We start from the raw sequence: 20,936 nt of genomic DNA, 5'->3' as shown, positions 1-20,936 counted from the left end.
CCGACTTCTTACATTAGTTGCCTCTCGTCTTCTTCGATTTTGGACGCTGCTTCTTCAACTGATTGTTGATGAGGTTACGGCTTAGTTTCGCCGCCTTGGCAACCTTCTTGTTCTTGTTGGAAGTGACGGTCCGGGACTGCTGTTTAGATGTCCATACAGTTCCTTTTTTGTTTTTCTCTGCTTGACTTGCAGATTTTGCTTGTGATGATTTGGCCTTTACCTCGACAGAGATCTTTACTTTGCTTTGAAGCTTACTCGACTTTTTGCTGTTGTTTTTTGAGACGGCAGTGCTCATTCCCCGCTTTTTGTTTTGACGAACGAGTTTTCGTGGTTCACTTACAACGAATGGCGCTGATGGCGTAAAAGGAACATTTCCCGAAAATGCGATTCGAGTTCTGCGGGTAGTGCTACTTTGTTCTGCCTCTGCCCCTTCCTTTTTGCTTTCTTTTGGCAGAATGGCCGTTTGCTCGGATTTCGACTTCTTGATTTGGGACTCTTTGTCTTTGGATCCCTTCACCTTAGACTCTTTATCCTTAGTCTCTTTGTTCTTAGATTCTTTGTTCTTAGACTCTTTATCCTTAGTCTCTTTGTTCTTAGACTCTTTATCTTTAGACACCTTGATCTTAGTAGACTTTTTGACTTTCGGTTCCTCGACAACAGACTCCGTTGTTGGAGTGGATACCGCGACAGGTATGAATTCCTGGATACCTGAGGCCAACCTTTGCGGTTCAACTACTTCCGTTATTTGGTCATAATTGCCCGGTTGGTATTTGCTGATGTCTTTTGCGAGTTCTGCCAATGCCGCATCTTTCGTTTTATCCCCCGTCAAAACTCGTTGCAGAATGCCTTCCGCTTCCGTAGACAGAAAGATTTCGGGATCATAAAACATCTCTTTGAGGTGCTTGTAAAATTCGTTTGGCACTGCCATATCATTTAAGAGCACCTCAAACGATTCGCGATCCAGTGGATTTGCCTTATGATAGGCTTCGATCATGCCGCGCATCCAGGTAACATCCCAGACGCCCATATCATCCATCGTACTTGTGATGAGCTTGCGCAAATCCCGAAACGGCAAATCGTACGACACGCCATCCAGGTCAATGACCCAAAGCCCTCCGGGACCATTTTGACCATTTGACCAGCCGTAATCTTGGTGCACCAATCCCCAGTGCGCCTCTCCCATTTTGATCATTTTCGGATAGGCAGATGATTTTAATTTCTCTAAGGCTGCCCATGCTTGCTGTTCATAGTGATCGACGACCGCCAAAATGGATTTACTTGCTGGAGCTTCACTGTAGGCTTTCGCTACTTCCCGCATCCATCCGATTTTTTTGGCAATCTTTTGATAATGATTGGGCCAGCGATATAAACGGGAAGAGTTTTTGGCTCCTGCGGGCGGAACATAGCCTTTCGAATGACGATGGAATTCACCAAGACCGTAGCAAAGCTCTTGCGCGCCTACCAAATCTACTTTTGTTGCCGGTTGCAAGGCAATCCAATCGGTAACAATCCAGAGTTTCCCACCCTTTTCCACATAAAGACTACCATTTCGGGCAGGAATCAGTGCTGGTACCCTTGCCCCCTGTTTGACGACGTATTCTTGGAAAGCCACACTATAGAGACTGCGTTCAGGCGTACGGTGCAGTACCTTTAGGCTGCGCGGACCTTTATCTGTCTCGATGCGCCAAATCGCCCCGCCTTTGTCTGGCTTGGAAGTAATGAGCGTACGACTCTTCACTGACATGTCATACTCTTTGATCACTTGATCTGCGATCGCATCTACTTCCGGTGGCACTGTCAAATCCCAGTTAGCCGGCGTTTCCACATTCCCTTCTCGGGTATCCCATGGCTTAATCACATATTGTTCCATTCCATTCCCCCCACACTTCTGTGGTGATGCCTTCGTCCTTCTCCATAAGCTATTCGCTCTGTCCTTTTCTCGAACCGGACAAATATCATTGGGAGTCAGCCAAATCGTTATTCGCACAGGGATATAGTCTCGCAAAAAAAAGCAGCTTGACCCCTCGCATGGTAGCGACTGTCAAGCTGTTCATATTAAATCATCAGTAATTCACGTATTTCTTGCTCGGTTAAAGAAGAGATTGCCTCTTGTCCCGGTGTAATGATTTCCTCGATCAAGTTTTTCTTTTTTTGTTGCAGCTCGTACATCTTCTCTTCGACCGTTCCCTCCGCAACAAGCCTGATCACTTGAACGACGTTCTTTTGTCCGATACGATGGGCACGATCAGCCGCCTGTTGTTCGACGGCGGGATTCCACCACAGATCATACAAGATTACGGTGTCCGCACCCGTCACATTCAATCCTGTTCCCCCAGCTTTCAATGACATGAGAAACAAACCCCGCTCTCCCTCGTTAAATCGGTTGCACAAATCTAGTCTCTCTGCCACTGGCGTCTGTCCATCCAGATAGAAAAACGGGACACCGTGATACCCCAGCTCGCGTCCGATTATCCCTAGCATCTCCGTAAATTGAGAAAAGAGTAAAACGCGCTTCCCAGCGTTTTTGCATTCACCGATAATCTCGAATAGCTGTTCGAGCTTGGCTGACCCTCCATCATACTCTTTGACGAACAGCGCTGGATGACAACAAATTTGGCGCAGTCTCGTCAAGCCTGCGAGAATTCTGATCCGATTTTTTTGAAAGCCTTTATTGTACAAATGCTTCACTGTTTCCTGTTGGAGCTGCGCCAAATAGGCGACATACAGCTTTTTCTGTTCTGGCAACAGTCTCGCGCTTTGCAGTGTTTCAATTTTGGCCGGCAATTCCTTCAGTACCTCAGTCTTGAGCCTGCGTAATAAAAAGGGACGCGTCCGCTTCGCAATCGTATCTCGCGGCAAGTCAAGGAATTCCTTTCGTGCCGGAAATAGCTCAGGGAAAACAGCATCGTAGATGGACCACAGCTCCTCTACCCTGTTTTCCACAGGTGTTCCTGTCAGGGCAAAGCGATGTTTGGCTTTTATTCGTTTAACGGTCTGAGCTGTTTGCGTGACATAGTTTTTAAAGGTTTGCGCTTCATCCAAGATCAAGGTGTGGAAGGAATGCTCCTCGAACTGGGCATGATCACGACGCAAGAGCGGATACGAGGTAATGAGCACATCGATTTGCGACAGCTCGTTTACGATTTGATTCCGCTCTTCCTTCGTGCCATCCACAATCACGCTACGGATATTTGGCGCGAACTTTTTGATTTCATTATGCCAATTGTATAAAAGAGAGGCAGGAGCCACGATAATCGCTGGGAGCTTTTGATCTCGGATTTCGGGCAGAACAGAGAGCAGAAAGGTAATACTTTGCAATGTCTTCCCCAAGCCCATATCGTCAGCGAGAATTCCCCCAAAGCCGTAGTGTGCCAATGTTTTCATCCATTGATAGCCATACTTCTGATAATCGCGAAGTGTCCCCCGCAAAGATTCGGGTACGGGAAAGTCCAGATTATCAGGGTTACGCATATTCTCCAAAAACTGGCGCAATGATTTCCCTAGCTGAACAGACTGTCCCTGCATGGGTAAATCAAGCAAGCGCAGCCCGCGAAAAACAGGCAGTTGAAAACCACTTCCCATTTGCTCAGCATATTGCATGCCCATTTCGTCCAGGAAACGATTGATTTGCTCAAATTCCTTTGTCTCAAGCGGCAGAAGCGCTCCATTCGACAGCCGATGATATCTGCGCTTTTCTTCTACCGATTGGATAACACTTCGGATCTCGGACTCTGGTATCCCATCCATATCAAAGCGAAAATCGAGCCAATTTGTTCGCTCATCAACATCCACTTTGACTTTAGGGGGGATGTGAAGAGGCTGAATCCTGATTTTTACGGAAGTTGTCGCGTATACCTTTAACAGCCTTTCCAGCTTTGGGACGACGTGATAAAGGAAGTCATACTCAGCTTCCTCGTCATCTAGAAAATACCCTCCTTCCGTGCGGGTAAAGGCACCCTCCTCCATCAGCTCTAAAATCTGCCGCTCCTTCTCCCCGTCACGCATCAAAATCAGCTCACTGCCACGTTGTCCTCCCCCTTCCTGTCCTTCCAGCGGATTGATGATGATATCACCGTATTGAAACTCCAGTCCCGCCAGGAGTCGGTCCCTTACCCGATCCAGATAAAGCTTGGCTTTTAACTGGAATTGCACGACCCGTTCGGAGACAGCTTTTGCAATTTGCACCTTCCCCAGTTTCATCAGGGCCGGGACAATCTGCACCATGAATGGTTCGATTTTTTCCGCGGGAATGTGAATCCGCTCACTGCTATGAGATTCTAACAAGTGCTTCAGCTCTGCCAAACTGTGGCATTGTTCCTTCGGCAGTCTGTGCCATATACCATCTACGAGCAACAATCCGTAAGCTTCCAAGACAGTGATTTGCCTGAACCCTTGCACTTCCAGTTGATATTGATCGGTTTTTGTCTGGTCAAATTCGAAGTGGAGTGGCGGCGGCTCATCTATACATGCAAACGTTGGATACATGTGGTCATGATGCTGAATGTGAACAGAAGGTGCGGCAAGTAGCAATGCAAATAACCGCTCCCAGGTAAATGGTGGAACAAGAAGAACCCGTTCCCCACCCACATGCTTCTGTTCTTGATAATGGTAGCTTGCAGTTTCTCGATATATTTTTTCCGTGCGATAAATCTGCAAGAGTTCGCGGAGGATGGCTTCGTGCTCTGGCAAAAAGCGATGCAAATTCGGATCATAGGTAAATTGGCTAGAGAATCGATACACTTGCTGCTTATCCATCCGGTCTAAAAACGCACGAATATCCTTTACGATGTACAACCTTTTTGGCCCTAGCTTCAACTCTATTCCGATCATGCTCTTTCGAAAGCCGTACGGTACGATTTTACATATGATTTCCAAGCCAAGTGTTGCTCGTGAATCTAGCAACACACGATTATGGCTTGTCCGAATCGGCCGGTCCACGAACAAGCCGAACAGTCCCTCTGTTAGTTGCGAATCAGGCTGTGTTGTCACGCCTGCTTGTCTCGTGGTAAAGGAAGTGGAATAGCTGCCAGGATGCTCGTCTGCTTGCAGATCACGCAAGGTTAACAACGAGGCTGCGATATGTTGGCAGTAGTGATCGTACGACGCCAAAGTAGGGCAACTACACACTGCTGCCATACCAGACTCGTCCAGTTCAATCGTGACTTGATAGTTATTTTTTCCTGCGTTCACTGTCGTTCTGATCCAAGCAGGTTCCGGTTGAAAATGCTCCACGAGCACGTTCCCAGAACGGTAAAAAGCCTTTCCTCTCTCATAAGAAAGACGACCACACCATTCTTTTATTATTTGATGGCTCACTTGAAAGCTCATTTTCTGTTCCATCCTCATCTTGAAATATGTTTAATATTACAGAATGCAACTGAAAAAAGATACGCATGAAAGCGTATCTTTTCCCACCTATAAAAATCAATTAGGCGTCATCGGAATCTTCGTCTTCGGAATCTTCGTCTTCAGAATCTTCGTCATCGGAATCTTCGGCATCAGATTCTTCTTCAGCATAGTCTTCATTTTCTTCATTTTCTTCATCTTCGTCTTCGTCATCGTCATCGTCGTCATTAGTACCAAAGTATAATTTTTTCGTAGTACCATCTTCGTATTCGATCTTTACTTCCATTTCTTCTGCACCTTCACCAAGTGCCTCACGCAATTGCTCCAACCATTCGTTCATGTTAACCACACCTCCTGGGTATATATGTTCTCTTGGCAGCATTTGCCAACAGCTTTACTGTCGACATTGATACTATATGAAACGTTCCTTTTTCATGTATGGACAGTTGTCCCCTACCACACAGTAGACTTTTGCACAACTTGCCCTTGTAAGTAACGCATGCACCAAACAAGCTACTGTTGCATACGTAACGATTACATATTTGGAAGTAGACTGGACAAACTTTTGAGGGAATCGACTCCAATACATCATGACTTCGCTACAGAAGGGAGAGCTCATTATTGAAAAGACGATGGATCAAAAGCTTGTTGATCGGGATTAGCTTGTTGCTTACAAATGCCTTGCTAGTTGACTTGATTATGGCCTCACCAGATCACCCGTACCATTTTGGGTTTAAAAAGAGCAAGAATGGACAATTACCCTCTATCAATGAAGAAGGTTTTAAAGGCATTGTGGATCGACACGGTGCGGTTTTTTTAGGAGATACCACAAAAAAAGAGCTTTACTTAACGTTTGATAACGGTTATGAAAATGGCTTTACACCAAAGATTTTAGATACCCTTCTCGCGAAAAAAGTCCCCGCTATTTTCTTTGTGACAGGACATTTTGTGAAGGAACAGCCGGAGTTATTAAAGCGAATGGCAAAAGAGGGGCATCTGATCGGCAACCATTCGTGGAGCCATCCTGATATGACAACCGTACCGAATCAGAAAATCAGAGATGAATTGACGAAAGTAAGTGATGCCGTCCAGCAAGTGACCGGACAAGCTACCATGCGCTATTTGCGACCTCCTAGAGGAATTTTCAGCGATCGCACTCTTGCTGTGACGAAAGAATTGGGCTATACCAATGTCTTTTGGTCGGTTGCCTATAAGGATTGGGATACCAAAGTCCAGCGTGGGGCAAAATACGCTTATGATAACGTGATGGCCCAATTGCATCCCGGTGCTGTTATTCTGCTCCATTCTGTCTCCAAAGACAATGCAGAGGCTCTCGGGACGATAATCGATGAAGCACGCAAGCAAGGTTATGAATTCAAGAACTTGGATCAGCTTCCGAAAAAGTAGTACAAACTCTTCCTTTTGCAAGCAAAAACTCCCGCTGCTTCGCATGTGCAAAGCGCGGGAGTTTTTTGGTTTAGTTGCGATCCAGCAAGGATGCTCCAGCAATACCTGGATGAGTCATTTCAAATGGATCGAGAATCAGATCCAGTTCTTCTTCTGTCAGTACATTGTGTTGCAAGCACAGCTCACGTACAGACTTTCCTGTCAAAATGGCTTCGCGGGCAATACGTGCAGCAGTCTCATACCCGAGGTGAGGATTCACCGCAGTGATGACGCCAACACTTTTTTCCACGTATTCTTTCATGCGCTCGCGGTTTGCTTCGATTCCTTCCAGGCAGTGACGCGTAAAGACATCGAATGCATTGTCCATAATGCTGATCGATTGCAGCAAGTTGAAGACAAGCACTGGCTCCATAACGTTCAGTTCTAGCTGACCTGCCTCGGATGCCAAACAAATCGTATGGTCATTTCCGATGACTTGAAACGCTACTTGGTTGATGAGCTCTGCCATAACAGGATTGACTTTTCCTGGCATGATCGAGGAGCCTGGCTGACGTGCTGGCAAGGAGATTTCACCCAGTCCAGCTCGAGGTCCTGATGCCATCAAACGCAAGTCATTCGCAATTTTAGACATATTCATCATGCAAACTTTCAGTGCTGCCGATACTTCTGTATACGCATCTGTGTTTTGTGTAGCATCCACGAGATGCTCTGCACCTGTCAGCGGGAAGCCTGTGATGTCAGCAAGATGCTTAACTACTGTGGTAATGTAACGAGGATCAGCATTCAACCCCGTTCCTACCGCAGTCGCTCCCATATTCACTTCGTACAAATGCTGACGAGATTGCTTGATACGCTTGATATCGCGCTCAAGTACTCGACGGTATGCTTCGAATTCTTGGCCCAAGCGAATCGGAACCGCATCCTGCAAATGCGTTCTTCCCATTTTAATGACATCATCGAATTCTTTTGCTTTTTGACCAAATGCATCATGCATCTTATCCATCGTCACAAGCAGCTTTTCCAACAGGGTGAGTGTTGCAATATGAATGGCTGTTGGGAAAGCATCATTGGTAGACTGAGACATGTTAACATGTGTATTGGGGCTCAAGTGGAAATAATCCCCTTTTTTCTCACCAAGCATTTCAAGACCGCGGTTCGCGATTACCTCGTTGGCATTCATATTGATTGAAGTACCTGCTCCGCCCTGAATCGGATCGACGATAAATTGATCATGCCATTTTCCTTGCATGATTTCTTCCGCCGCAGCGACAATTGCATTTCCTAAACGCGGATTCAATCTGGAAACTTCCATATTTGCCATCGCAGCTGCTTTTTTAACCATTGCCATTGCATTGATGAGGGAAAAATGAAGACGATACCCGGTGATTGGGAAGTTTTCCGTTGCTCGCATCGTTTGCACGCCATAATAAGCATTTACTGGAATTTGCTTCTCGCCGAGAAAGTCTTTTTCCACTCGAAACGTCTGTTGTTCCATTCTTATCAGACCAGCCTTCTAGGAATAATGGTTGCTACTTCCTCTCCATTCTACCACAGTTTGACGCAGGAAGACCTATCCACCTGAAACCTCTTATTTGTTTTTACGTCTTACTATTTGTAGGTACCATTTCATACCAGACAGAATCGAGGGATACCATGAAAAAAATGCTTTTGCTGCTGTTGACGATTGGCTTGCTGCAAGGATGCACGAGTGCCACAAATAGCCCTTCCACTCCAACAGAACAACAGAAGCCACCCGCAACCACGCAACCACCTACAACGCCTGAAAAACCACCAACGGAACAACCAGCTCAACAGGAGACTGTCTATGCCAATGATATTTTCCGCAATGTCACTGTGAAGAAGACCGCCCAAGACACGTTTGAAATCAAAGGACAGGCCAGCGTATTCGAAGCTGTACTCAATTATGTCGTAGAAGATGGACATAACGAGCTGACGCAAGGTTCCGTGCAGGCTACGACCGCTGCTCCTGATTGGGGAGATTTTACCCATACACTGAAAGTAAAAAAAGCGGAGCCGAACAGCACACTGACACTGATCTTGTTTGAAACAAGCATGAAAGACGGCAGCCGAAGAATGGAACTCATCATTCCACTCCCGGAATAAGGCCTGTAAAAAAATCAGACCCTCTCTATGAAAAAGAGAGGGTCTGATTGAAAGGGTCTATTATTAGATAGCAGTAGACAGTCAGTTGCCGTATGCCTTGCTGTTACTTTTACTCGCCTTTTTCTTCCTTGAAGCATTCCATGCAGAGCGCACCATTGTTCTCGATTTCATACTCGGTCAAGCGAGCCTGGCAAGACTTGCATTGTTTTTCCGTGAGCACTAAGTTCAAGACTATATCTCCTCTCAATGATGTAACGTAGTCTATTTATATTATAACCAAAGATTTATATGAGACAAAGAGCTATCTGTTAAAATTTCGTGAATTTTCAAATATAAAAAATAATAAACAAAGAGGAGATCATCATGACCTCACCCTATTTTTCACTTTTCCTGACAGGAGAGCCGTTTCGGCTGTTTTCCACTTCTCACGTTATCACCTTGATTCTTGTGCTCTGTCTGGTCGTGCTCACCTATTTCTTTCGACAAAAGCTCCAAGCCCCGACAAATCGACTCGTCACGCGTTACGTACTTGCGGGAATCTTGCTTTTGTCAGAGGTTTGTTATCAGCTTTGGCATGTTTATACCGAGAGCTGGACGGCTGCTTACACATTGCCCTTGCAGTTGTGTAGCGTGACTCTCCTTCTTTCTACCGTGATGCTGGTGACGAGAAGCAACGGGCTGTATGAGATTACGTTTTTTGCCGGGATTGGCGGCGCCATGCAGGCATTGCTTACCCCCGAGTTGTTTTATCCATTTCCGCATTTTCGCTTTGTGCATTTTTTTGTAGCCCACGCGGGAATCGTCCTTGCTTGCCTGTACATGACGTGGGTAGAAGGCTACCGTCCGACTGTCCGTTCGATTTGGAAAACGATGGGCTTTTTAAACCTGCTATTGCTCGTCGCACTTTTCGTCAACCAATGGACGGGCGGAAATTACTTATTTGTCTCGCGCAAACCAGACAATCCCAGTCTGATTGACTTTTTAGGCCCGTATCCGTGGTACATCGTTTCGTTGGAAGGTGTAGCGCTCGCGTTGTTTTTCGTGTTGTACCTGCCCTTTGCTCGAAAGAAGTCGTTGGCGAAGGAAGTCAGGAGCGATTTGTCTGTCTGAATTACACCTGCTGCTCGTTTACCCAATCGGTTACAAACTGCAAGAAGCGTTTGGCAGCCGGTGACTGCTTGGAAAAAGAGGTTGCTGCCACCCCCAGCGAACGGTAATGCTCCCCTTCAAGCGGGATCATCCGGATATTTGCAGGCAAGCGGAACAAAATCATTTCCGGAAGGATGCTAATCCCGAGCCCATTTTGCACCATAGCAATAATCGCGTGATCATCTCCCACTTCATATTTGATTCGTGGCTCGATCTGATACTCGGCCAACAAGCGCTGTATATCATTGTCACAGCCCGTTTTCGGCATAATAAATGTCTCTTCGGCCAATCGGCTCACATGCACCCGCTCCTCTCCGTAGAGCGGGTGTTCCTCTGTCACCAGCAAATACATCTGATCCTTTTTTAAAGGAATACATTCCAAATCCTCTGTTGTCGGTAAGGAGACAAAGCCGAAATCAATCTCTCCGGTTTGAATCCAGCTCTCAATTCCATCGTAATACCCTTCCATCAGCTTAATCTCGATCGCCGGATACTGGTCTTGGAACCGCTTGAGGATTCCGGGAAGCCATTGCGTGGATACACTCGTGAACGTCCCAATTCGCACCGTCCCGACCTCCAACCCGTTGATGGCAAACACCTCTTGTTTCATCCGCTCATGGCATCGCAAGGTCTCACGCATGTAAGGAAGCAGTCGCTCCCCATTACTCGTGAGGCTAATACCCGATCGTCCTCTGGTCAAAAGCGAAAACCCAAATTCCCGCTCCAAACTCGCAATCGCATGGCTGATCGCTGATTGTGTCAGACCTAGTATCCCGCCAGCTTTGGTTAAGCTCCCTGACTCCATAACGGTGATGAATACCTCAAACTTGTTCAAACTCACCCTTCTTCGTCCCCTTTACATGAATCCGATTCATGAAAATCATCACAAACATTCATTTTTCTTATTTAAACGATACTCGTATACTGTTTATGGCGCAACACTGATTAGGACCCGCTTTTACCCGGGCAAGGAGGCTTATCCCATCATGAAACCGCAAGTAAAAGCCGATTTGGCTATGATTTTGGTCACCCTGTTTTGGGGAACCTCGTATGTGTTTATGCAAATGGGATTGAAGGATTTGGAAACTTTCAATCTGATCGGTATCCGCTTTGGCATTGCTTTTCTACTGGCAGCCGCCTTGTTCCATAAACGCTTGCGTGTCACGAATCGAAAAACATTGCTCCATGCATTCGTACTCGGTGCGCTCCTTTTCGGGGTTTTTGCCACCATCACGAACGGAGTGAAATCAACAACGGCTTCCCAGGCAGGCTTTCTCGTTAGCTTGACCGTTATCTTCGTTCCGCTCTTATCTATTCTTTTGAGAAACCGTCCTGAAAAAAGAGTATTTGTCGGCGCTGGACTGGCCATGATCGGCATCGGCCTGCTCACACTAAGCGCTGAATTTCGCATCAGCCAAGGAGACCTTCTATGTATCGCTGGTGCCCTCTTTTACGCTACACATATTACCGTAACAGGCCGATGGGCCAATCAATCGGATACGATCCAGTTGGGGATTTACCAGCTTGGCTTTACAGCGCTGCTGGGCATTGTCTTTTCTTTTGCGTTGGAGACTCCCACCTTGCCCCAGACAACAGAGGCTTGGATCGCCGTACTCGCCCTTAGCGTATTGTGCAGTGCAATTGGCTTTGTCGTACAAACGGTGGCCCAAAAATATACAACCGCCACGCACACGGGTGTTATTTTTTCCTTGGAGCCAGTCTTTGCAGCCTTGTTTGCCTTCTTGGTCACAGGCGAAACACTTTCTGTTCGCGGGTACATAGGCGCAGGTCTCGTTTTGATCAGTGTGCTGATTGCGGAAATCGATGTGAAGAGCTTGCTGCGCGGAAAGCAGTTGACAAAAAACCCGACTCACTTATCCTGAGTCGGGTTTTGCACATCTATGATACAAGAGAGCAATCTGTAAGAAATTCATCCCTGATTAATTTGCTATGATTGTAAAAATGAGTTTATCCATGACGAAGCTAGTTAGGATGGAGGGATGGAAATGAACGTAAACAATGAAACAAACAAATTCGCGACACAAGTAGGTGAATGCGAGATTGTGATCACCCGCGTTTTTGATGCTCCACGCGCTCTTGTGTTTGATGCTTGGACGAAAGAGGAAAACCTGTCGAAGTGGTGGGGGCCTCGAGGTTTTACGACCACTTCCCAGAAGTTTGATCTAAAACCGGGCGGTACATGGCAGTTTATCATGCACGGTCCTGATGGCGTTGATTTTCCCAACACCAACGTCTTCGTCGAGGTTGTTGAACTCGAGCGGATCGTCTTCAAGCATACTGTGTTTCCTCATTTTCTTGCGACAGCCATCTTTGAGGATTTGGATGGCAAAACCAAACTTACTTATCGCACCGTTTTTGAAGAACCTGCCGCTGTGTTTGATAAGGTGAAAACATATGCCGTCCCAGGTGCTGAACAGACCATGGATCGTCTTGAAGAGCACCTGGCAAGTATATCTGAAAAGTAGATCGTTCCATAAAACAGCGGCAATCCAGGACATTACTTCATTGTCCAAGGAAAGCCGCTGCTCTGATTTTCGGGTTATTTTTTCAAGACGTGTAGCAAACTTTTCCGCCAATGATGGTCATCATGACCTTTGTCGAGAGCAGCTCGTCTGGATCGATGGTAAACAGGTCTTTCGAGTAGACGGTCATATCTGCATATTTTCCACGAGACAGCGTGCCTTTGACATGATCTTCGTTCGTCACCTGTGCACTGCCCAATGTAAACAGATGAATGGCTTCCTCCATCGTCAGTTTTTCTTGCGGGAAGTATCCATCGTGTGTTTCTCCCGGTGCTTTGCGCGTGACGGCTGCGTGTATCCCCAACAGAGGATCGATAGGTTCTACTGGTGTATCCGAGCCCCCAGCGCAAATGATTCCGTCATTCATCATCGTTTTCCAGATGTAGGAGTGCTGAATCCGCTCCTGTCCTACGCGATCCATCACCCACGGGAAGTCTCCTGCAAGAAAACGCGGTTGGATATCTGCGATTCGATGAGGATGCTTCAAGCGGTCCAGCAGGTCTGGTCGCAAGATTTGAGTATGAATGAGGCGGTCCCGATAAACGACTGCCGGGAACTGATCCAAGCTGTCCAGCACCATTTCCAGTGCTTTGTCTCCAATCGTGTGTACGGCTATGGGCATCCCGAGTCCACGTGCTTGTCGGACCAGCTCTGTTAGCTCGTCTTGCTCATGCACTGGATAACCGCTGGTACTCGGATCATCAGCGTACGGAGCTGACAGGTAAGCCGTCCTGCGTCCTAATGCCCCATCCGCAAAAATTTTCACCGCACCGATTTGCACATGAGCGTTTCCGTAACCTGCCGTCATGTTTAAGTCGCGCAGCTCATGCATATGCGGATAGTAGACAAGTAGGTTGCTGCGCAGTGCAAGCTCTTCACCATTGATGAGCTCATCATAGAGCTGATACGTTTGCGCAAGTCCGCCCAATTCACGCAAATCCTCTGTATGTGCCCCTGTCAATCCATGCGCTATTGCATAGCGAATCGAGCTGCGCAGGCTTTGCTTCAACTGATCGTAGGCAGGTCTCGGAATATGCTTCGTAATCAGGTTGGAGGCAGTTTCTAGGAGCATACCTGTTGGCTTTCCACTCACAGGATCATGTACAATGACTCCCCCCGCAGGCACCTCCATGTCACGATGATAGCCACATAGCTCCAATGCCTTGCTGTTTACCAAATTCGCATGACCACATATTCGTGCCAGAAGAATCGGGCAATGCGGGGCAGCTTGATCAAGCTCTTCGATGGCAGGAATGCCCCCACCATCCGCGAACAGATTCTCATCCCAGCCATAGCCTTGTATCCACGCATTTTCAGGTGTGGCTTGCGCTTTTTCTTTTAAGAGAAACAGCATCTCGTCCTTGGAGCGAGCTTTGCTCAAATCCAGTTGCAAAAAGGTGAGACCGAGCCATCCCAAGTGCAGGTGGCTGTCAATCAATCCCGGGGTAGCGGTATATCCTTGCAGATCAATGACCGTTGCATCACTACCTCCGTATTGAAGAAGCATGTCCGCATCGCTGCCCAAGTCATGGACAATTCCATCTCGAACGACCAACGCTTGTACGAACAAATGCCTGGAGTCTCCTGTGTAAATGCGTCCATTTCTGAAAATGGTTGTCGTCATCTCGTGACCTCTTTTCTGTTCACTTCTGTATTTTCGTATGCCTATCCTCTCTTAATTTGTTTGCTGCTAGTCGTTTTCCTCCCTGAAATGAAATAACGTTCAAAAAATTGCGTACTTCGCTTTTGGGCTTGGGAAAACATGGTGTTTACTTACTTCCCTGTTGAAAGCAGCAGCGGTAGGGCACGTTATGTTCATGTCCTATTTTTGCGCGGAGGGAACGTATGCAGCAAAAAACAAAAAAACGCCTTCCATCCTTCCTTCAAATGCAGGAGTCCACTGGTCTGAAAATGTCGCGGCACGAGCCTTCTCAGAAAAAGCCATCAGGTCGTCTGGACAATCAAGCCAAGCTACTGCTCCTGGTCAACGCTGTATTCATTGCCGCTGGCGCCCTTTCTGGCACGTTTGTAAACGTCTATTTGTGGAAAGTAAAAAGTCAATTTGCACCGATCGCTTGGTTTACTTTTTCCGCCCATCTCGCGGGTGCTCTGACCTTCTGGCTCGCTGGCTGGTACGTCAAGAATTTGAACAAAATGAATGTCTTGCGTTCCGGAATGGCGGTTTCTGCCCTTTTTTATTTGCTCGTTCTTCTGGCGGGTCCAAAGGCTGTCTCTTATGCCGTACCGCTTGGGCTCGTTCAGGGTATGGCGAGTGGATTTTTCTGGCTTTCCTTTAATGTGGTGTACTTCGAAATCACGAATGCCGATAACCGTGACCTTTTCAACAGTTGGGCAGGGTTGCTTGCTTCCATTGGCGGCATGCTCGCGCCCTGGATATCAGGGTTGCTCATTACACGGCTTCCGGGGAATAGCGGCTACTCCCTTATTTTCGGGATTTCTCTTGCGCTATTTGTCGTCGGCGTGTTCATTAGCTTTTTTCTGAAAAAACGCCAATCGGAAGGGACGTATGCCTGGAGCTTTTCCTTACGCTGTTTGCGGGATCAGCCCGAGTGGCGTTGGGCGGCAGGCGCTTTGGCTGGTCAAGGACTGCGTGAAGGCGTATTCGGCTTTGTGATCGGTCTACTCGTCTACATTTCCACGAAAAGCGAGATGACTCTCGGCAACTACTGGTTGATTACATCTGCCGTCGGACTGGTGAGCTACTTTCTGATCGCCAAATGGTTCACTCCTCGCTATCGCAAGTGGGGAATGCTTGCTGGTTCTGTCATCATGTGGGGGATTCTCTTCGTATTTTTTTGGCAGGTGAGCTTTACGACACTGATTATTTTCGGGATTGCCGTGTCCATCGCTTATCCGCTGTTTTCAGTGCCCATGCTCTCCACGATTTTTGATCTGATTGGCACAAACGAAGAGAGCGCACGCAATCGGGTCGAATATGTCGTGCTCCGAGAGTTCGCTCTGGACGTTGGTCGGTTGGTGGGGATTCTGATCTTCCTGCTAGTAACGTCTTTAAGCGTCTCTCCCCTTACGCTGAACTGGTTGATTCTGTGTATCGGAATCGGCCCACTCATCGCGTGGGTGTGCATGACCAAGCTATTTCGTCACGTCCCTGCTGCTAAAAAAGCAGACAACTGAACGAAGCGTGCACCCATGACAAAACAAAACCCGCTTCGGCTGACTTGCCTAGCGGGTTTTAACAACAAAAAACCTTTCCCACTTGGAGGCTAGCTCCCACGGGAAAGGTTGCGTTGGTTTTTCGATTATGATTGGGCTACTTTTTCTTTCGTTTTCGTTACGATGTGGTGACCGAGCGGCAAGCCGCGCTGCTCCAGCTCATCAGCTGTCACAATATGGAGCGTCTCACTTTTACACGGCATGGGCATCAATCCGCCCAATGGACTCATCACTCTTCCGATCGTGTCTGTCTCAATGAGCACGTACAGGCCTTTTTCCTCCAATTGTTGCATGAATTCTCCCCAACGCTTGGAAGTAATTTGATCGGCGTGCTTGGTGAATATGACACCCATTTCTTGTGCTAGCATGTAAAATCTCCTTTGTTCTATCCGTCAAATATATGCTTCAAAAGATAATCTAACAATACAGGGAAACCTCCCTTCTGGCAAAATCCGTGTAAGCCAAAAAAACACGAAAAACGGTTGTTTTTGACCGCTTTTCGTTTCAGGAATCTCACATCTTCCTCGCACACACCGTTTCAACGCGGCACGCTGTTTTTTGCCGCTTGCTTTTGAAAAAGAGACCTATTTTTGTCTATTTACTGTGTATCCTTGTGTACTCCCCATCATGTACCTACTTTTCCTTTATTCGAAAAATTCGTTGCCAGCTTCACATGCAGCAGTCGGGCAAAAGGAGCCCAGTGGTCCTTAGAGCCTGCCCGAAGCTTGAGGCGTCGCGCTACTTGGTCAATATGGATGACCTGGGGGCATTTTTTGCATTCCAATTATTCTCATTGCATCACGAACATACATTCGGTATATAATAAGAATATACGTTCGCCTCCATAGCGTGTATGGACTTTGTAGTACATCTACGAATCACCAACTTTACAGGAGTGAAATGCCGTGCCTCAAGAGCGAACCATTATGTTAGTTGACGGACAATCATTCTATGCTTCGATTGAAAAAGCTGCCCGGCCAGACTTGAAAGATAAGCCAGTCGCTGTAGCTGATCCCTCTAGAAGATCTGGTATCATTCTGGCTGCTTGCCCCGTCGCCAAATCACGCGGTGTAACAACGGCCGAAAGAGTCGGCGAGGCGCTTGCGAAATGTTCCGATTTGGTCGTAATACGCCCCCGAATGCAAACATATATCACCGTATCCCTGCTTCTTACCGAGATCTTCGAGTCATTTACGGACCAGGTCGAACCTTATTCCATCGATGAACAGTTTCTTGATGTTACAGGTTCTATCAGTTATTTCGGGGCTCCAGAAGAGATTGCTCACCAGATCCAGACACACGTTCTGTTATCAACAGGAGTTTGGACGCGGTGCGGAATTGGACCAACGAAAGTGTTAGCGAAAATGGCTACTGATAATTTTGCTAAAAAAATGCCCGAAGGTATCTTTAAACTTGGTTTCGACAATTTAGAATCTGTATTATGGCCGTTACCGGTACATCAAATGTTTATGGTTGCCTCTCGAATGGCTCGTCATTTTACACGTATGGGTCTTTACACGATTGGCGACATTGCGCGTCTGGAACTGGGTGATTTTAAAAAGCGTATGCGAAAAGAGATGGGCAAGCAAAGTGATATACAGGCGGAATATTATTGGCAAACAGCACGTGGAATAGACCCTAGCCCTGTCGTGGCAAGTATTCGTAATAAATTAAAATCGGTTAGTCACGGCAAGGCGCTCAGAAGCAGCCTTTATCGGAGGATTGAAGATATTGAGGTTATACTGCTGGAATTGGTGGTGGAGGTCTGTCGTCGCAGCAGGAGACTGGGTTACATCGGGCGAGTTGTGTCCGTCGGAGCAACGGAAACAGATGGTCAACATTCGATATTGTCTTTTAATAGACAGGTAACACTTCCACAACCTACATCCCTTTCACATGAAGTCGCATCAGCAGCTCTCGGACTTTTCCATAAAAATTGGAGCGGTATGCCCGTTAACCACCTATCTGTTGCATTGACTGAGTTGACAGACGATAACGTCATTCAGCTTACTTTTTTCGACGACCGGATCAAAGCCTACAGCCTGGAGAGAGCGACTGATAAAATTAAGGATAGATACGGCAGCGCCGCTATTATGAGGGCATCGTCATTATTACAGTCCGGAGTAGCCCGCGAGAGGGCAGAACAGATTGGAGGCCATTACAAATGAGCAAACTGGACGGTAATGAACGGTGGAAGTCCAAAATGCTGCTTACTGAGCATCAAGAACAATACGAAAATCGTCACGACGCAAAGAACTCCCGTAAACGACCTACAGAAGATGAGTTCAAAATGATCCGAGACTGCATCTTGCTTCCTCACATGTTAAGCATGGTGCAAAAGAGCATCGAAGACATAGAGAACCATTCCAACCTTCTCAAGCAGCTTTATTTGACAGCAGGCCGAGCACTAATGAGCCAAATAAGTGCAGATTTGTACAGTCTGCGCCGCGAATTGTCGAAGCGTAATATTAAAATAATGAGTGATGAACAAGCAGATATGGTAATGTATCACCGTTTTATTTGTAGAGGATACGAGGATCGCTTTGGAATGGTCCGAGATGTTATGCGTTCGGAAATCAGTATTCGCCTGTCAATGTATATCAAAGAATTAGTTGGTCGAATGGGTGCAAACGACTATTAAACCTTGCATATCCGAATTTACCGTCATATAAGTTGGCGATTTTGTTGTTGTTCCCATTATCATGGTTTTCTTCGTTTTTATCGGAGTGGATTGGGACATCAATGTAACGGCTTTACGTAGTGCTAGAGCGGTCTACCGGAAGCGGACGGTCTTGCCCATTCCCTTGATAAATTTAACAGAAAAAAGCCGACAACTCGGGCCGGCTTAAATGGTTCAAATTAGCTCTGGTCGGCCGGATGACAGCTGCCCCCCAGAAAGTAACAGGCTCACGCAATCTGAGCAGATGACCAGCCGACAGGTATTGCAGGATCGTCATCTTCTTTCAGGGACATGTGGACAAATACTTCTAAGGTGTTGCAGTTGTTTCCAGGCATCCGCATAGGCTTTGTATAGCTGTGCTGCCTCCTCCGTTCTACCAGCCTTATTAGCCTCGAGATACTTGTTATATAATTCCTTCATTTGCCTGTCGACTTCCGCTACTTTGTCGCAGCCAGTACCAGGGGTCACCAGACCAGGATCGGGGGATGGGGTCACCAGACCAGAATCGGGGGATGGGGTCGCCGGACCAGGACCGGGGGATGAGGACACCGGACCAGGATCGGGGGGCGGGGTCACCAGACCAGGACCGGGGGATGGGGTCGCCGGACCAGGACCGGGGGATGAGATCCCCGGACCGGGACCGGGGGTCGACGGCGATGCAAACGGCTCGCAGGCGCCCAGCGGCAGGAACAGGAGGAGTAGGAACAAGACTAGGTGTTTGTGCATCAGGGTGCCCTCCTTAATCGTGGTGTTGCCCTTAGAGTGCCCGAAAAGAGTCCTCAGTAAAGAAAGATTTCTTGGCATTAACGTTTGTCAGATGCTCGTGAGCACAGCAAGCGTAAAATAGCCCCACCTTGTCTTCAAGATGAGGCTAGGGTAATCTTGGTTAGGGTTGAACTATGCGACACGCAGCGGGATCGACGGCGACGACAATCAGCTTGTTTCGCAGCTCTGGGTTAACCCCTTTCTCGATACTGGCATAAAAGCTCTGCATGTTGATCAAAAAACGATCCGTTATTTCAGCGAACAAACGTTCGTTTTTATACCTGTCTTATGCAAAAAAAGTTGGTAATTATTTCTTCCCGGATATGCACACGCTGGTAGGTGTTCCGCAAACGAGAGCGAATGCAATATAGGGTTACTTTTTCACCACAGGAATCCAAATCTCGCTGCGAAAGGTCGGTGATGCTATCTCTTTATTTTCGTTCCACAAAATTTCTGGGCCCTGAGCCGCCTCATATCCAGAGGACACAAACCATTCAGCATAGATGCGACCCCAGATGTCTTGCAGCGTATCGGGGAATGGACCCACTGATTCGAATACGGCCCAGGTAAAAGCAGGAACTTCAAGCACTGCCAGATTGTCTGGACATTCTTTTGTAGTGGCCACCCCGATAAAGTGATCAACCTCGCCATATTCCAGCCGACCTTCCGAAAAGTTCGTGGACGCACTGAGCAGTCCAAGTGGCTTGACATCGGATAGCGACTTCAGTTGCTGAATCATCTCCCTATCTAATGAAGCCCACATGGCCGCAATCTCTGGATTGACTCCACGATAAATCAACGGAACTCTTTTTTTCAGACCCACTATGCGAAATGCCTCTTTTTCTTCCATGCGGTAGTTCATGGCACTGCCTCCTTTAATGGATAGATGAAAGGTCATTCGCGGATAAGCCTTCAAGGAATGGCCGATATGTCTGGCTTCTGTGGGAGTGACTCCATGCACATTCTGAAAAGCTCTGGTAAAGGAGTCAGCCGATCCGTATCCGTATTTGATCGCAATGTCAATGACCCGCTCGTTGCTGTCCGCCAGCTCAAAAGCTGCAAGCGTAATGCGCCGACGCCGGATATACTCGGATAGCGGAACACCAGCCAGAAAAGAAAACATCCTTTTGAAGTGATACTCGGAGCAGCAAGCCACCCGAGCGATTTCTTTGTAGTCAATCTCGCTTGTCAAATTGTCTTCGATGTAGTCCAGAGCCTCATTCAGCTTTGCAAGCAAATCCATGGTAATGACCTCTCTTTCCCCCTCAGAATAGCAGATGCAAAATCGGGCAATCCGACATTTCGTGCACAATTATGACGGGTCGGCCTTGTGAAAAACACCCATTGAAAGGAGCTTTATCATAATGACAACCACTTCCCCCCTGCTCCCCCAAATCGGAGCCATTTTTGTAGCCGTCAGCGACATCGAGCGCGCACGCGACTGGTACTGCCGCCTATTGGGCATTCCCACAGACAGTGAAATTATGTTCGGGCATATCTACTGCATTCCCTTACAAAGCGGACTGACGCTCGTTCTGGATAGCAAAATCTTTCCGAAGCGCATCACAGATGATGCACCCTTGTTTCATTTCAACACACAGGATATCGAAGCCTCTTATGCTTTTCTCAAGGAGAGCGGAGTCGAAGTCGTCACTCCTATCCAGCATGGCCACTGGTTCAACTTCCGCGATCCCGACGGCAATCTGATCATGGTAAGCCAATGTTAA

The 20,936-nt window shown here is 47.3% G+C and carries 17 protein-coding genes; 9 read left to right on the top strand and 8 right to left on the bottom strand.

The features are described 5' to 3' along the window. Positions 1-13 precede the first annotated feature (13 nt). The 3 genes from ASG16_RS22595 to ASG16_RS31015 all read right to left on the bottom strand — a co-directional run bounded on the left by ASG16_RS22595 (position 14) and on the right by ASG16_RS31015 (position 5,686). On the bottom strand, positions 14-1,870 hold the full coding sequence (locus ASG16_RS22595; RefSeq protein ID WP_056486349.1) for a CotS family spore coat protein: 1,857 nt from the start codon (positions 1,868-1,870) through the stop codon (positions 14-16). Between the two features lie 185 nt (positions 1,871-2,055). Beyond that, on the bottom strand, positions 2,056-5,328 hold the full coding sequence (locus ASG16_RS22590) for a DEAD/DEAH box helicase (protein WP_056486346.1): 3,273 nt from the start codon (positions 5,326-5,328) through the stop codon (positions 2,056-2,058). 100 nt (positions 5,329-5,428) lie between these two features. Further along, positions 5,429-5,686: a hypothetical protein gene (locus ASG16_RS31015; RefSeq protein WP_056486343.1), complete on the bottom strand. Its 258-nt coding sequence runs from the start codon at positions 5,684-5,686 to the stop codon at positions 5,429-5,431. A gap of 281 nt (positions 5,687-5,967) precedes the next feature. Here ASG16_RS31015 and pdaA point away from each other — a divergent pair, with 281 nt between their 5' ends. Continuing rightward, positions 5,968-6,753 (top strand): delta-lactam-biosynthetic de-N-acetylase, encoded by a 786-nt coding sequence (gene pdaA / locus ASG16_RS22585; RefSeq protein WP_056486340.1) that lies wholly within the window; start codon positions 5,968-5,970, stop codon positions 6,751-6,753. A gap of 70 nt (positions 6,754-6,823) precedes the next feature. Here the strand turns inward: pdaA and aspA are convergent, their stop codons facing one another. Next, positions 6,824-8,248, bottom strand: a complete 1,425-nt coding sequence (gene aspA / locus ASG16_RS22580; RefSeq protein ID WP_056486337.1) for an aspartate ammonia-lyase — start codon at positions 8,246-8,248, stop codon at positions 6,824-6,826. Positions 8,249-8,406: 158 nt separating this feature from the next. Here aspA and ASG16_RS22575 point away from each other — a divergent pair, with 158 nt between their 5' ends. Continuing rightward, entirely contained in the window at positions 8,407-8,877 is a 471-nt protein-coding gene (locus tag ASG16_RS22575) for a Gmad2 immunoglobulin-like domain-containing protein (RefSeq protein ID WP_056486334.1), read from the top strand. 363 nt (positions 8,878-9,240) lie between these two features. After that, positions 9,241-9,987, top strand: coding sequence for a YwaF family protein (locus ASG16_RS22570; protein WP_056486331.1), 747 nt, complete (start codon positions 9,241-9,243; stop codon positions 9,985-9,987). A 1-nt stretch (position 9,988) separates the two neighbouring features. Here ASG16_RS22570 and ASG16_RS22565 read toward each other — a convergent pair whose 3' ends face one another. After that, entirely contained in the window at positions 9,989-10,867 is an 879-nt protein-coding gene (locus ASG16_RS22565; protein ID WP_056486328.1) for a LysR family transcriptional regulator, read from the bottom strand. A 145-nt stretch (positions 10,868-11,012) separates the two neighbouring features. Between ASG16_RS22565 and ASG16_RS22560 the strand changes: the two genes are divergently transcribed. Together ASG16_RS22560 and ASG16_RS22555 are read left to right on the top strand one after the other, a co-directional pair. Further along, positions 11,013-11,909, top strand: coding sequence for a DMT family transporter (locus ASG16_RS22560; protein WP_056486326.1), 897 nt, complete (start codon positions 11,013-11,015; stop codon positions 11,907-11,909). A gap of 123 nt (positions 11,910-12,032) precedes the next feature. Beyond that, on the top strand, positions 12,033-12,512 hold the full coding sequence (locus ASG16_RS22555) for an SRPBCC family protein (RefSeq protein WP_056486323.1): 480 nt from the start codon (positions 12,033-12,035) through the stop codon (positions 12,510-12,512). 82 nt (positions 12,513-12,594) lie between these two features. On the opposite strand, the gene ASG16_RS22550 is transcribed toward ASG16_RS22555, so the two are convergent. Next, positions 12,595-14,193, bottom strand: a complete 1,599-nt coding sequence (locus ASG16_RS22550; RefSeq protein WP_056486321.1) for an amidohydrolase — start codon at positions 14,191-14,193, stop codon at positions 12,595-12,597. Between the two features lie 221 nt (positions 14,194-14,414). On the opposite strand from ASG16_RS22550, the gene ASG16_RS22545 reads away from it, so the two are divergent. Continuing rightward, a complete protein-coding gene (locus ASG16_RS22545) occupies positions 14,415-15,725 on the top strand; it encodes an MFS transporter (RefSeq protein ID WP_056486318.1) in 1,311 nt (436 codons plus the stop codon). Between the two features lie 125 nt (positions 15,726-15,850). On the opposite strand, the gene ASG16_RS22540 is transcribed toward ASG16_RS22545, so the two are convergent. Further along, positions 15,851-16,132, bottom strand: coding sequence for a hypothetical protein (locus ASG16_RS22540; RefSeq protein ID WP_048033632.1), 282 nt, complete (start codon positions 16,130-16,132; stop codon positions 15,851-15,853). A 537-nt stretch (positions 16,133-16,669) separates the two neighbouring features. On the opposite strand from ASG16_RS22540, the gene ASG16_RS22535 reads away from it, so the two are divergent. Further along, positions 16,670-17,932, top strand: coding sequence for a DNA polymerase IV (locus ASG16_RS22535; protein WP_198674256.1), 1,263 nt, complete (start codon positions 16,670-16,672; stop codon positions 17,930-17,932). Continuing rightward, a complete protein-coding gene (locus tag ASG16_RS22530; protein ID WP_056486315.1) occupies positions 17,929-18,405 on the top strand; it encodes a YhjD family protein in 477 nt (158 codons plus the stop codon). Before ASG16_RS22535 ends, ASG16_RS22530 begins: the two co-directional genes overlap by 4 nt. Positions 18,406-19,582: 1,177 nt before the next feature. Here the strand turns inward: ASG16_RS22530 and ASG16_RS22520 are convergent. Further along, the gene (locus ASG16_RS22520; RefSeq protein ID WP_056486309.1) at positions 19,583-20,452 is read right to left on the bottom strand and encodes an AraC family transcriptional regulator; all 870 of its coding nucleotides are present in this window, start codon (positions 20,450-20,452) and stop codon (positions 19,583-19,585) included. A 121-nt stretch (positions 20,453-20,573) separates the two neighbouring features. Here ASG16_RS22520 and ASG16_RS22515 point away from each other — a divergent pair, with 121 nt between their 5' ends. Next, the gene (locus tag ASG16_RS22515) at positions 20,574-20,936 is read left to right on the top strand and encodes a VOC family protein (protein ID WP_056486306.1); all 363 of its coding nucleotides are present in this window, start codon (positions 20,574-20,576) and stop codon (positions 20,934-20,936) included.

Source organism: Brevibacillus sp. Leaf182 (assembly GCF_001423865.2).
Classification (GTDB): domain Bacteria; phylum Bacillota; class Bacilli; order Brevibacillales; family Brevibacillaceae; genus Brevibacillus; species Brevibacillus brevis_C.
The sequence above is the reverse complement of the archived record's forward strand: the minus strand, read 5'-3'. Positions and strand labels throughout refer to the sequence as shown.

Excerpts from the sequence above, each read along its gene's own strand:
- ASG16_RS22550 (WP_056486321.1), bottom strand. The coding sequence starts at position 14,193 with ATGACGACAACCATTTTCAGAAATGGACGCATTTACACAGGAGACTCC.
- ASG16_RS22540 (WP_048033632.1), bottom strand. The coding sequence starts at position 16,132 with ATGCTAGCACAAGAAATGGGTGTCATATTCACCAAGCACGCCGATCAA.
- ASG16_RS22515 (WP_056486306.1), top strand. The coding sequence starts at position 20,574 with ATGACAACCACTTCCCCCCTGCTCCCCCAAATCGGAGCCATTTTTGTA.
- ASG16_RS22570 (WP_056486331.1), top strand. The coding sequence starts at position 9,241 with ATGACCTCACCCTATTTTTCACTTTTCCTGACAGGAGAGCCGTTTCGG.
- ASG16_RS22595 (WP_056486349.1), bottom strand. The coding sequence starts at position 1,870 with ATGGAACAATATGTGATTAAGCCATGGGATACCCGAGAAGGGAATGTG.
- ASG16_RS22560 (WP_056486326.1), top strand. The coding sequence starts at position 11,013 with ATGAAACCGCAAGTAAAAGCCGATTTGGCTATGATTTTGGTCACCCTG.
- ASG16_RS22555 (WP_056486323.1), top strand. The coding sequence starts at position 12,033 with ATGAACGTAAACAATGAAACAAACAAATTCGCGACACAAGTAGGTGAA.
- ASG16_RS22575 (WP_056486334.1), top strand. The coding sequence starts at position 8,407 with ATGAAAAAAATGCTTTTGCTGCTGTTGACGATTGGCTTGCTGCAAGGA.
- aspA (WP_056486337.1), bottom strand. The coding sequence starts at position 8,248 with ATGGAACAACAGACGTTTCGAGTGGAAAAAGACTTTCTCGGCGAGAAG.
- ASG16_RS22590 (WP_056486346.1), bottom strand. The coding sequence starts at position 5,328 with ATGAGCTTTCAAGTGAGCCATCAAATAATAAAAGAATGGTGTGGTCGT.
- ASG16_RS22545 (WP_056486318.1), top strand. The coding sequence starts at position 14,415 with ATGCAGCAAAAAACAAAAAAACGCCTTCCATCCTTCCTTCAAATGCAG.
- ASG16_RS22520 (WP_056486309.1), bottom strand. The coding sequence starts at position 20,452 with ATGGATTTGCTTGCAAAGCTGAATGAGGCTCTGGACTACATCGAAGAC.
- ASG16_RS31015 (WP_056486343.1), bottom strand. The coding sequence starts at position 5,686 with ATGAACGAATGGTTGGAGCAATTGCGTGAGGCACTTGGTGAAGGTGCA.
- ASG16_RS22530 (WP_056486315.1), top strand. The coding sequence starts at position 17,929 with ATGAGCAAACTGGACGGTAATGAACGGTGGAAGTCCAAAATGCTGCTT.